This window comes from Longispora urticae (assembly GCF_053902585.1).
On record NZ_JAQZSH010000018.1, the window covers coordinates 266,456 to 277,934 of the forward strand.

Consider the following 11,479-nt stretch of genomic DNA (forward strand, 5'->3'; position numbering starts at 1 on the left):
GCCCCGGCTCTTCTCCTACGTTGGAGGGCAGTTGGCGGATTCCACGGGGAGGCTTGAGATGGGTACTGGGAAGCGAGCACGCGCGGTGGCGGCCGTGGCGGTCCTGGTCGGGGCGGCGCTCTGGGCGACGGTCGCCCCGGCGTCGGCGGCACCGGAGAGCGACTGTCCGGGCGGGCGGTTCTGCATCTTCAACCCGGCCGGCAACCGGCTGGTCATGGAGACCGGGGCGTACGACCTCAGCGGGGTGGCCGGCGGGGTGTTCAACGACAACGTGGACTGGGCGAACAACAGCACCGACGGCAACTGGTGCCTGTACTCCGACGCCGGGTACAACGGGAACGTGCAGGTCTTCACGGCCGGGTACGACGGGGACACCGCGGGCTTCGGCTGGGAGGTCAGTTCGCTGCGCAGGCGGCCCTGGTACGGCTGCTGAGCCCGCGTGGCCCGGGTGGCGTCGGCACGGACGCCGCCCGGGCCGCGCGCCGCCACCCGGGCGCGGTCCGACCCGGGCGCCGTCCGACCCGGGCGCCGTCCGACCCGGGCGCCGTCCGACCGCCGGTCGAGCCCAGCCCCGGGCCACGCGCCGGACCTCCGGTGACCGATCACCCATGTCGGACTCGTTGAACTTCGTGCCGGCACCCGCGAGGATCGGTGGTGGCGTACCGGTTCGGCGGAGGGATCACTGTGGACACCAGTCGCACGGCGCGGATGACGGACCGGATCCGCCAGCTCGTGGAGCGCGAATCCCCGTCGCACGACCCGGACGCGCTCGACCGGTGCGCCGACCTGCTCGTCGGGTGGTTCGACCCGGTCCTGGGCCGGCCGGTCGACCGCGTCGTCCTGGGCGGGCGGCCCCAGCTGCTGTGGGCGGCGGAGGACCCGGCGGTCCTGCTGCTCGGGCACTTCGACACCGTGTGGCCGGTCGGCACCCTGGCGGAGCTGCCGTTCTCGATCGTCGACGGGGTGCTGCGCGGCCCGGGTTCGTTCGACATGAAGGCCGGTCTCGTGCTGATGCTCACCGCCCTGGAGGCGTTGCCGGACCGGAGCCGGATCAGTGTGCTGCTGACCAGCGACGAGGAGATCGGCTCCCCCGCCTCCCGGACCCTGATCGAGGAGCAGGCACGCCGGTCGGCGGCGGTCCTGGTGTGCGAACCGAGCGCCGACAGCGGGGCCGCCAAGAGTACGCGCAAGGGCCTGGCCGGCTACACGCTCGAGGTCACCGGCCGGGCCGCGCACGCCGGGCTCGAACCGCACCTCGGGGTCAACGCCAGCGTCGAACTGGCCCACCAGATCCTCGCCGTGACAGAACTCGCCGACCCCGGGCGGGACACGACGGTCACGCCGACCGTCGCCGCGTCGGGGACCACGTCCAACACGGTGCCCGAGGCGGCCACGGTCCGGTTGGACGTCCGCGCCTGGGGCCGCGCCGAACTCGACCGGGTCGACGTCGCGCTGCGGGCCCTCACCCCGGTGCTGCCCGGGGCGGCGGTGGCCGTGGTCGGCGGGGTCAACAGGTACCCGCTGGAGCCGGAGGCCACCGCCGGGCTGCTCGCGGAGCTCCGGGCCGCCGCGACGGCGCTCGGGCTGCCCGTGCCCGAGGGGGTGCGCTCCGGCGGGGGTTCGGACGCCAACCTGACCGGGGCGCTCGGGGTGCCGACGCTGTGCGGGCTGGGCGCGGTCGGCGCGTACCCGCACGGGCGCGACGAGCAGGTCGACGTCGCGTCGCTGCCGGACCGGGCGGCCCTGCTCGTCGAGCTGATCGGCCGGCTGTGCGCACCGGACCGCGCACCGGTCAGCGGTCCGGGGGCGCCGGGGCCGGTCGTACCGTGAAAAGGTCTCCGGGTTGGCAGTCGAGGGCCTCGCACAACGCGGTCAGTGTGCTGAACCGCACCGCCCGGGCCCGGCCGTTCTTCAGGATGGACAGGTTCGGCAGGCTGATGTTCATCCGGTGCGCGAGTTCCGTGAGGGTCATGCCGCGCTCGGCCAGCAGCCGGTCGATGTGCACGTCCACCCGGTGGTCGTCCTCCGGGGGCATCAGATCACCTCGTCCAGCTCGGCCCGCAGCGCGCAGCCCCGGCGCACGATCTCGGAGAACGCCAGCACCAGCAGGCCCGGCAGCACCCACCACGCGGTGGCGCCCACGTCGGGCCGGACCTCGAACCGGTCCAGCCCCGCCGGCAGCGCGACACGCATCAGGGCGACGCTGGCGGCGTAGGACACCGCGTGCGAGAGCGCCCCGCCGCCCAGGACCATGAAGCCCAGGATCCGCAGCCGGCGCACCATGTCCGGCGTGAACGGGTCGGCCTCGTGGGCCTGGCGGACCAGCCGCCGGGCGAGGAGGAGCATCGGGATCACGGCGAGGCCGGTCGCGAGGCCGTGTCCGGTGGCGTAGAGCGCGTGCCACAGGACCGACGGGTCGCCGGAGGTCACCGTGACCATGCCCGGGGACAGGTCGTGGTACTCCCGGCGTTGGAGGAGTTCGCCGGGGAACAGCTCGCCGGCGTCGATCGCGCCGAGCGGGAACTGCCCCTGCCCGAACACCACCTGGAGGATCGCGACGACATCGCTCACGAGCAGGGCGGTGAGCACGGCGTGCATCGGGCCGAGCCAGCCCTTCCCGCCGTTGCTGCGTCTCGACGCGCGCACGGCGATGAAGGCGAAGGCGACGGCGGCCACGAGGATCACGGTATAGAGCGAGGGGCTGGCTTCCACGGTGGGTCCTCCGGGTCGGACGCCGGTGGCCACACGGCGCCGGCATATCGATATTCGATATAACGATAATCGCTATGCCGACGGGTACTGTCAAGCGCCGTCCTCACCGGACCGCCCGTGGTCCGCTATCGTGCGGCCATGGCCCGGCCCCTCTTCTTCCTCGATGTCGACGGACCGGTCATCCCCTTCGGGGCGGCACAGCCGTACCCGACCTACGGACCCGTGGACCACAATCCCCTGCTGTCCCGGATCAACCCCGCCCACGGGCCCCGGCTGGCCGCGCTGCCCTGCGAACTCGTCTGGGCCACGACGTGGATGGCCGAGGCGAACGAGTGCGTCGCGCCCCGGCTCGGCCTGCCGGAACTGCCGGTGGTGACCTGGCCGGAGCCGTCCGACGCGGACGGCGACGACGAGCGGGCCGGGCTGCACTGGAAGACCCGTACTCTGGTCGGGCGCGCGGCGGGGCGCGCGTTCGTCTGGGTGGACGACGAGATCACGGCCGCCGACCGGGCCTGGGTGGCGGCGCACCACCCGGGGCGGGCGCTGCTGCACCGGGTCGATCCGCGCCGGGGCCTCACGGACGCCGACTTCGCCGCCGTCGACGGCTGGCTGCGCGCGGGCGGCGGGGACGCCCGGGACTGAGCCGCGCGGGCGGCGGGCGACAACCCGCGCGGAGGGCTACGTCAGGTGGTCCAGTTGGGCCAGGAGGGCGCGTACGTCGTCCGCCGACGCGTCCGCGATGTCCTCGTACGCCGCCAGCGCCCGCCGCAGGTCCCGCCGCGCCTCCTCGGGCCGCCCGATCGCGATCCGGGCCCGGCCCATCCCGGCCAGCCCGTTGGCCTCCAGCCGGCGGTCGGCGGCGCGGCGGCCGGACCGGGCGGCCCGGTCCCAGAACCGCAGGGCCCGGTCGTGGTCGCGCTGGGCGGCGTACACGGTGGCCACGTTGCCCTCCGCGTAGGACAGGGCCTGGGCGTCGTCGAGGTCGCGGGCCAGGTCCGCCGCGCGTTCGTAGCAGTCGACGGCCTGTTGCCAGCGTTGTTCGGTCTGGTGCGCCCAGCCGAGGCAGTTGAGCATGGTGCCGGCGATCGAGCGGTGGTCGGGGAGGGACTCCGACAGGGTCAGGGCCTCGCGGAGCAGCGCGATGCCGCCCTCGTAGTCGCCCGCGTCGCCGCGCAGGTTGCCGAGGTTCATCAGGGCGGTGGTGAGCAGCTGGGGGTCGTCGCCGCGCCGCCGGGCGTCGAGGACCTGTTCGAGCAGGTCGATGGCCAGGTCCTTGCGGCCGAGGTAGTAGTAGCAGACGCCCAGGGACTGGCGCATGAACGCCTCCGCCGACACGTCGCCGAGGGCGTGGGCGGCGCGGATCGCGACGGGGTAGACGTGCAGCCAGTCGGTGCGGCGCTGGCCGCGTTCGAGCCAGCCGTGCAGGACGCCGGCCAGTTGCCAGCACAGTTCCGGGTGGGTGTGCTCGGCCGCCGTGACCGCGGGGAGCAGGTTGTCGGCCTCCCCGTCGAACCAGGCGACCGCCTCGGTGTCGGACCCGAAGACGGGCGGCTCCGCCAGGTCGAGGTTCAGGGTCCGGTACGGACGGAGGGTCAGGTCGGCCCCGTCGGCGACGGACAGGTACCAGCGCAGCACCCGTTCCAGCGGGGCCGACCGCCCGGCGGCGTGCTCGCGGGCGTACAGCCGGACGAGGTCGTGCAGCTGGTAGCGGTCGGGGGCGGTGCGGACGACCATGTGCCGGGCGTGCAGTTCGTCGAGCAGGTCGGCGGCCACGGCGCGGGGGACGTCGCCGAGCGCGGCGCACGCGTCGAGGGAGGGCTGGGGGCCGGGGTGCAGGCCCATGGCGGCCAGCAGGTCCCGGGCGGCGGGGGTGAGGGCGGCGAAGGAGCCGGCGAACACGGTCCGCACGGCGGCGTCGCCGGACGGCAGGGCCAGCGCGGACAGCCGGCGGTGTTCGTCGCCGAGTTCGGCCACGAGCGCGGCGAGGGTCCAGCGGGACTCGCCGGTCAGCCGGGCGGCGGCGATCCGCAGGGCCAGCGGCAGCCGGTCGCACAGGCCGACGAGGGCCGCGATCCGGGTGTCCTGCCCGTCGGCGACCCCGGTGGCGGCGCGGACGAGTCGGACGGCGTCGGCCTCGGGGAGCGGGAGGAGCTCCAGCTGGTACGCGCCCTCGGCGACCACGAGCCCGTCGAGCCGGCGGCGGCTGGTGACCAGGGTGGTCTGCGGGCCGGTGCCCGACAGCAGCGGGCGCACCTGCTCGGAGGAGGCGGCGTTGTCGAGGACGACGAGGACCCGCCGACCGGCGAGCGCGGACCGGTACTGGCCGGCGCGTTCGTCCAGGTCCGGGGCCAGCTCCGCGTCCTGCTGGCCGAGCCCGCGCAGCAGCCTGCCGAGGACCTCCAGCGGGGTGAGCGCGGGCCCGGCGCCGGAGCCGCGCAGGTCCACGTGCAGCTGCCCGTCGGGGTGGTCGGCGAGCCGGCTGTGGGCCCAGCGCACGGCCAGGGCGCTCTTGCCCACCCCGCCGGGTCCGACGATCGCGGCGATGGCGTGCGGGCGGCGGCCCCCGTCCCGGTCGCCGACCAGCTGGTCGAGGGCCGCGAGCTGGTCGGCGCGGCCGGTGAACCCCGCGATGTCGGACGGCAGCTGCGCGGGGACGCCGCGGGGCGCGGGCGTCCGGACCTCGGGTCCGGGGTCCACACCCCGCAGGATGGCGAGCTGCATGCGTTGCAGGGCGAGGCCGGGCTCGACGCCCAGCTCGTCGACGAGGAGCTGGCGGCCCTCCTGGTAGACCCGGAGGGCGTCGGCGACCCGGGCGGACCGGTACAGGGCGACGATCCGTTGGCCGCGCAGCCGTTCGCGGAGGGGGTGTTCCCTCAGCAGGGACTCCAGTTCGGCGGCGACCTCGTGGTGCGCGCCGAGCAGGAGGTCGGCGTCGATCCGGGACTCCAGGGTGTTCAGCCGGTGCCCGGTGAGCCGGGTGACGGTCTCGCGCAGGGCGTCGACGTCGGCCAGGTCGGCGAGGACCTCGCCGCGCCACAGCGCCAGCGCGTCGGCGAGCCGGGTCCGTCCACCCCGGACGTCCCCGGCGGCGAGGGCCGTGGCGCCCTCGTCGGCCAGGGTCGCGAACACGTCGGCGTCGAGTTCGCCGGGCCGGACCGTCAGGGCGTAGCCGTGCGGGTGCCGGATGATCCGGTCGTCACCGAGGGCCTTGCGGAGCTTGTACACGTACACCTGGAGGTTCTTGGCCGCCGTTCTCGGGGGTGCGCCGGCCCAGACCGCCTCGGTCAGCGCGTCGACGGACACGGCCAGGTTCGGCCGGGTGAGCAGGACGGCGAGCAGGACCCGCAGGTTGCGTCCGCCGGGGGTGGCGTCCCGTTCGCCGTCGACGGTCTCCAGTGGCCCCAGGATCCGAAACCGCACACGTCCTCCGGGTCGCAGGGTTGGGGCCCCGGACCTCGCCCGGAGCGCGGCCAGCTGTTCCGAGCTGGCGATATACCCGCAGGATACCGGCCGCGAACCGTGATCGGCGAGAGTCCGTCCAACGGTTCACCCTCCGAAAGGGATAGACGTGATCAAGAAGATCTTCGCCGCCGCGCTCCTGGGCGTGGCGAGCCTGACCGTGGTCGGCACCGCCCAGGCCTCGGCGGGCGGCGACTGTTACACCGCGGTGACCCACGACTTCGGGTTCCAGCTCGAGTCCAGCGGTGACTCCGCCGTGACGGGGACGCTCTACGGCTCCACGCACTGCAACGACGTGAACGTGCGGCGCACCAGCAGCTACACCGCCAAGGCGTGCGTGATCCGGGTCTACCAGGGCCAGACCGACTGCAACCCGACGACGCAGCTGAGCACCGGCTGGCAGGTGCCGTCGGGCGGCTCCGGCATCCCGAACGGCTCGGCGTTCAAGGTGAAGTTCGCCTACCCCAACTCCTACTTCAAGGTGATCACCGGCACCATCGCCTACTAGACGTCGGGGGGGCGCGGACCTGGTGCCGGGTCCGCGCCCCACCCACGACGGGTACCCGCTACAGCGTCACCGTCCACGCGGTCAGGGTGCCGGTGTCCTGCCGGTAGTTGTCGGCGACGAGGAGTTTCCAGGTGCCCCCGGCCGGCGAGGTCACCGACGGCACCGTGAACGTGCGGGCCCCCGACCACCGGGTGCACGCGCCGCTCCTGCTGGCCAGTACCGGATAGGACCTGTTGTCGGGTCCGCGCAGGGTGACCGTGAGGTCCTCGGCGCAGCTGTGCTCGATGGTGACGGTCAGGGTGACGGGGCTGGCCGCCGCGCCGGTGAGGTTCGTGGTGACGGAGCCGGTGGTGGTGGCCAGGTCGGCGATGGGCCGGGCGGTGCCGTCGCGGAAGGTGCGACCGGCCGGGGAGGCGGTCGGGCTCGGGGTGCCGGCGCAGGTGGCCTCGCCCGGCTGGGCCGGCACGCTGACGGCGTTCCACGCGTCGCGGACGGCGGTGAACTCGGCGCAGCCGTTCGGGAACAGCTGGCGGGCCGCCGCGAGGGTGTCCCTGCGGACCGCCGCGTAGTCCCAGGCGGAGGTCTTGCGCAGCAGCGCGTTGTAGAAGATCTCCCCGGCGGTGCGCAGGCTCAGGCCCTTGACCGTGGAGTTGTCGCAGGTCGGGCTGGCCGGGCGGCCGTTGGTGGGCTGCGAGCCCTCGGCGGCCAGGTAGAACCAGTGCCGCAGGGGGCCGCCGGCGGAGTAGTAGTCGTTGGTGGGCATGCCGGCCTCGTAGCAGTTGCGCTGGCCGGCCTTCGCGGAGTCGTACATGTACCGGATCGGCTTGCCGTCGCCGGCGAAGTCGACCTCCTCGCCGATGTCGTAGTCGCCCGGGTCGTTCGGGTTGGCGGCGTAGAACTCGGTGAGCACGCCGAAGATGTCGGCCGTGGCCTCGTTGAGCGGGTAGTTCTCGCTCGGGGTTCCGTAGCCGCCGGGGGTGTGCTGGAAGATCGCGTGGCCGAGTTCGTGGCCGACGACGTCGAGCGAGGTGAGCCACTTCGTGTTCTTCGTGTTGTGGCCGAACCGGGCGTACCCGGAGCCGGTGTACCAGTAGGCGTTGGCGGCGTCCCAGCCCACGTACAGCGGGAAGGCCTTGCCGGTGCCGTCGATCCCGCTGCGGCCGAGCCAGTCGCGCAGCATGTCGTACTGCTTCGCCGCGCCGTAGTAGGCGTCCACGCAGGCCGTCACGAGGTCCTGGGCGTCGCCGGTACCCCACGTGGTGGTCGTGTTCGTGTACGGCTGTTTCGTGGTCTCCGGCCCGCAGAGCAGCCCGTCGCGCCCCGGGTCCTTCAGCGTGCCCGCGGTGGTGGCCAGGTCCACCTGCCCGTTGTGGTGGCCGCGGCCGACGTCGTGGCTGACCTCGTCGAACGACGCGATCGGGGCGCCGGTGACCGCGTCGGTGTAGACGCGCTTCTCCCCGGTGACGGACAGCCGGGCGAAGCGGGGGCCGCCGGGGGCGTACACGACGTCGGCGCCGGCCGGGTCGCCACCAGCAGGGAAGCGGCCGCGACCGCGGCGGCGAGGGGACGTCTGGGCATCGGAACTCCAATCATCGACGAACCTGAGTCGACGGTAGAGATCTTCGGGCGAAATGAGGAGAGCACCGGAAACATCGTTATCGGAAGCAAAGGTCCTATTGAGAGATAGATAAGCCTGGCTTAACCGGCGCTGTTATGTCAGGTGTGCCTTCCCCGCGCCGAAGGGTTGTTACACCCGTCGATATCGACCATGCTGGCTTTCCCTGGACGCGGGCACCCTCACCGCGTCCACTCCCCCCTCAAGGAGTACGGCGTGAGTAGACCCCCGATCCTCCGCGGCTTCGCGACCCTCGCCCTGGCCGCCGCTGTCGCGGTCATGGTCCCCGCCTCCGCGTCGGCCGCCACCCCGGCGCCCGCCCCGGTCCGTGCCGCGCTCGCGGCGCCCGACATCTCCCTCGACAACGTCAAGGCGCACCTGCAGCAGTTCCAGACGATCGCCACCAACAACGGCGGCAACCGGCGCTCCACCTCGGCCGGCTACACCGCCTCGGTGAACTACGTCTACGACAAGCTCGTCGCCGCCGGGTTCACCGTCGTCAAGCAGGCCTGCACCTCCGGTTGCACCAGCGGCGCCGGCCCGAACGTGATCGCCGACTGGCCGGGCGGCGACACCAGCCAGGTGTACATGCTCGGCGCGCACCTCGACAGCGTGTCGGCCGGCCCGGGCAGCAACGACAACGCCAGCGGCTCGTCCACCGTCCTCGAGGTCGCCCTGACCCTCGCGGCGACGAACCCGACGATGCTCAAGCACGCCCGGTTCGGGTTCTGGACCGACGAGGAGCAGGGCCTCAACGGCTCCGACTTCTACGTCACCAACCTGCCGGCGGCGGAGAAGACGAAGATCAAGGGCTACTTCAACTTCGACATGGTCGCCTCGACCAACGCCGGGTACTTCATCAACCGGATCACCAGCGCCACCGGGCAGGTCCTCAAGGCGTACTACGACTCCATCGGCGTACAGACCGAGGAGAACGTCGAGGGCGCGGGCCGCTCCGACGACGCGTCCTTCAACAGCGGCGGCATCCAGACCAGCGGGGTCGCCGCCGGCGCCAGCGCCACGAAGACGTCTGCGCAGGCCACCAAGTGGGGCGGCACCGCCGGGGCCTCGTACGACCCCTGCTACCACCGGGCGTGCGACACGTACCCGTCGAACATCAACACCACGGTCATCAACCGGGCCGGCGACGCCGCCGCGCACGCGCTGTGGACCCTCGCGGTCGGCGCGCCCCAGGGCGACGACTACTCGATGGCCACCGCCCCGTCGGCCGGCTCGGTCGACCCGGGCGGCACCGCGACGACCACGGTGAACACGACCGTCACCAACGGGGCCGCGCAGAGCGTCACGCTGTCCGCCAGCGGCCTGCCGGCGGGGGCCACGGCCTCGTTCAGCCCCGGCACGGTCACCTCGGGCGGCTCGTCGACCCTGAGCATCGCCACCACGACCGCCACCGCCCCGGGCACCTACACCGTCACGGTCGCCGGTGACGGCACGGTGGCCGACCGCACCACCTCGTACTCCCTGACCGTCAACGGGCCGGCCGGGTGCGCCGCGACCAACCCGACCGACGTGACCATCGTCGACAACGCCACCGTCGAGAGCTCGGTGACGATCTCGGGCTGCTCGGGCAACGCCGGGGCCACCAGCACCGTCGCCGTGAACATCGTGCACACCTACATCGGCGACCTGGTCGTCAACCTGGTCGCCCCGGACGGCAGCGCCTACATCCTGCACAACGGCACCGGGGGCAGCGCGGACAACATCAACCAGACGTACACCGTCAACCTCGGCGGCGAGGTCGCCAACGGCACCTGGAAGCTCCGGGTCCAGGACACCGCCTCCAACGACGTCGGCAAGATCGACACGTGGACGCTGACCCTGACCGGCGGGGTCCCGCCCGGCTGCTCCGGCACCAACGGCACCGACGTCGCCATCGTCGACAACGCCACCGTGGAGAGCCCGATCACGCCCGCCAACTGCACCGGCAACGCGTCGGCGACCAGCAAGGTTGAGGTGCACATCGTGCACACCTACAAGGGTGACCTGGTCGTCTCCGTCGTCGCCCCGGACGGCACCGCCTACGTGCTGCACAACCGGGCCGGCGGCAGCGCCGACAACATCGACCAGACGTTCACCGTGGACCTGTCCTCGGAGGCGCGCACCGGGACCTGGAAGCTCCGGGTCCAGGACGCCGCCAGCAACGACGTCGGCAAGATCGACACGTGGACGCTCACGCTCTGAGCTGACATCGTGAGCCAGGGACCCGCAGCGTGCCCGCGCTGCGGGTCCCCCGCCTGTTCGACCCCTCGAACCAGACCTCGACGGGTACGGGGCCCCGGGGGCCCACACCACCCGCGTCCGACAGCGCGCACCGGAGCGTGCGGGCCTCCCGACGGCACGGCACGTGGCCGGCCGGGAACCGGTGCCCGCTCAGGCGTCGGCGGCGTCGGACTCCGGTAGCGGTCGGGCGTGCCCGGCCTGGACCCGCGCCTCTCAGCTGGCGTTCGCGGGTTTCGGGAACCGGCGGGCCTTCAGGACGGGGTCGGGTTCGCTGAGACCGGGGCCGCCGGAGTTGACCCAGTCGGCGATGGCCCGGATGTGCGCCGGTTCGGTGATGCCGCCGAGCCACACGGGCCGGGCCCCGGCCGCGCGCCCGGCCCGCGCCGGCTGCACGACGAACACGTTCGCCCGTTCGCAGGGGCCGAGGCAGTCGGTGACGACCCGGATCCTGGCGTGCCCGGCGGTCAGGTCGCGCAGGGTGTCGAGCTGCTCGTCGTGGTCGACCCCGGGGACCTTGCGGGCCGTACCGCAGCAGCAGCCCCGGCAGACGGTGACCGTGGCGGTCACGAGGCGCGCCCGGGCGTCGGGAGCGCACCACGGGAGCGGTGCGCCGGGTGCCGGCGGGTGACGAAGAAGGCCATGACGCGGCCAGCCTCTCTCGGGGAGATCCGCCCCGGGCGCGTGAGGAGGCGATGGCGCGAGTCTCTGACTTCGCGGGCGGCACCCGTGAGGACGCCGCCCGTTCACAGTGGCGGGACCGCGCCGGACTCGCACCGGCTTCCTCGTCCGCCATCGCCCTGAACGGTCCGAATTCTGGCACACCCCCACGGCGCCCCGGCCCTGCGCGTGGCCCCCGTCACATGCCCGCCCGGAGGCGCGCCGGGCGGGCGTGCTCCGTGCCGAGCGACGCCGTGTCGCGGGTGCGCCCCGACGGGCTCGGGGCG

General features: G+C 73.4%; 10 protein-coding genes and 1 riboswitch. Of the genes, 5 read left to right on the forward strand and 5 right to left on the reverse strand.

The window, feature by feature from the left end; all coding sequences use genetic code 11:
• Window positions 1-58 precede the first annotated feature (58 nt).
• Together PT931_RS09400 and PT931_RS09405 are read left to right on the forward strand one after the other, a co-directional pair.
• Window positions 59-433 (forward strand): peptidase inhibitor family I36 protein, encoded by a 375-nt coding sequence (locus PT931_RS09400; protein ID WP_456245313.1) that lies wholly within the window; start codon window positions 59-61, stop codon window positions 431-433.
• Between the two features lie 251 nt (window positions 434-684).
• Window positions 685-1,830: a M20 family metallopeptidase gene (locus PT931_RS09405; protein WP_456245314.1), complete on the forward strand. Its 1,146-nt coding sequence runs from the start codon at window positions 685-687 to the stop codon at window positions 1,828-1,830.
• Here the strand turns inward: PT931_RS09405 and PT931_RS09410 are convergent.
• Window positions 1,793-2,035: a helix-turn-helix domain-containing protein gene (locus PT931_RS09410; RefSeq protein ID WP_456245315.1), complete on the reverse strand. Its 243-nt coding sequence runs from the start codon at window positions 2,033-2,035 to the stop codon at window positions 1,793-1,795. The genes PT931_RS09405 and PT931_RS09410 overlap by 38 nt on opposite strands.
• Window positions 2,035-2,712 carry a DUF2975 domain-containing protein gene (locus PT931_RS09415; RefSeq protein WP_456245316.1) on the reverse strand — a complete coding sequence of 226 codons (678 nt, stop codon included), beginning with the start codon at window positions 2,710-2,712 and terminating at the stop codon, window positions 2,035-2,037. The genes PT931_RS09410 and PT931_RS09415 overlap by 1 nt, the downstream gene beginning before the upstream one ends.
• Window positions 2,713-2,850: 138 nt before the next feature.
• Between PT931_RS09415 and PT931_RS09420 the strand changes: the two genes are divergently transcribed.
• Complete coding sequence (locus PT931_RS09420; protein ID WP_456245317.1) at window positions 2,851-3,354, forward strand: HAD domain-containing protein; 504 nt, start codon at window positions 2,851-2,853, stop codon at window positions 3,352-3,354.
• A 36-nt stretch (window positions 3,355-3,390) separates the two neighbouring features.
• Here the strand turns inward: PT931_RS09420 and PT931_RS09425 are convergent, their stop codons facing one another.
• Window positions 3,391-6,132, reverse strand: a complete 2,742-nt coding sequence (locus PT931_RS09425; protein ID WP_456245318.1) for a BTAD domain-containing putative transcriptional regulator — start codon at window positions 6,130-6,132, stop codon at window positions 3,391-3,393.
• A 148-nt stretch (window positions 6,133-6,280) separates the two neighbouring features.
• On the opposite strand from PT931_RS09425, the gene PT931_RS09430 reads away from it, so the two are divergent.
• Window positions 6,281-6,679 carry a hypothetical protein gene (locus PT931_RS09430; RefSeq protein ID WP_456245319.1) on the forward strand — a complete coding sequence of 133 codons (399 nt, stop codon included), beginning with the start codon at window positions 6,281-6,283 and terminating at the stop codon, window positions 6,677-6,679.
• A 58-nt stretch (window positions 6,680-6,737) separates the two neighbouring features.
• Here PT931_RS09430 and PT931_RS09435 read toward each other — a convergent pair whose 3' ends face one another.
• Window positions 6,738-8,183 (reverse strand): M4 family metallopeptidase, encoded by a 1,446-nt coding sequence (locus PT931_RS09435; RefSeq protein WP_456245320.1) that lies wholly within the window; start codon window positions 8,181-8,183, stop codon window positions 6,738-6,740.
• 327 nt (window positions 8,184-8,510) lie between these two features.
• On the opposite strand from PT931_RS09435, the gene PT931_RS09440 reads away from it, so the two are divergent.
• Window positions 8,511-10,496, forward strand: a complete 1,986-nt coding sequence (locus tag PT931_RS09440; protein WP_456245321.1) for a proprotein convertase P-domain-containing protein — start codon at window positions 8,511-8,513, stop codon at window positions 10,494-10,496.
• A gap of 252 nt (window positions 10,497-10,748) precedes the next feature.
• Here PT931_RS09440 and PT931_RS09445 read toward each other — a convergent pair whose 3' ends face one another.
• A complete protein-coding gene (locus tag PT931_RS09445; RefSeq protein WP_456245322.1) occupies window positions 10,749-11,102 on the reverse strand; it encodes a hypothetical protein in 354 nt (117 codons plus the stop codon).
• Window positions 11,103-11,232: 130 nt separating this feature from the next.
• Window positions 11,233-11,355, reverse strand: a riboswitch (cobalamin riboswitch).
• Window positions 11,356-11,479: the final 124 nt, after the last annotated feature.

Bases quoted from the DNA above. Each gene is read 5' to 3' on its own strand.
- PT931_RS09400 (WP_456245313.1), top strand. From the start codon at position 59: ATGGGTACTGGGAAGCGAGCACGCGCGGTGGCGGCCGTGGCGGTCCTG.
- PT931_RS09410 (WP_456245315.1), bottom strand. From the start codon at position 2,035: ATGCCCCCGGAGGACGACCACCGGGTGGACGTGCACATCGACCGGCTG.
- PT931_RS09420 (WP_456245317.1), top strand. From the start codon at position 2,851: ATGGCCCGGCCCCTCTTCTTCCTCGATGTCGACGGACCGGTCATCCCC.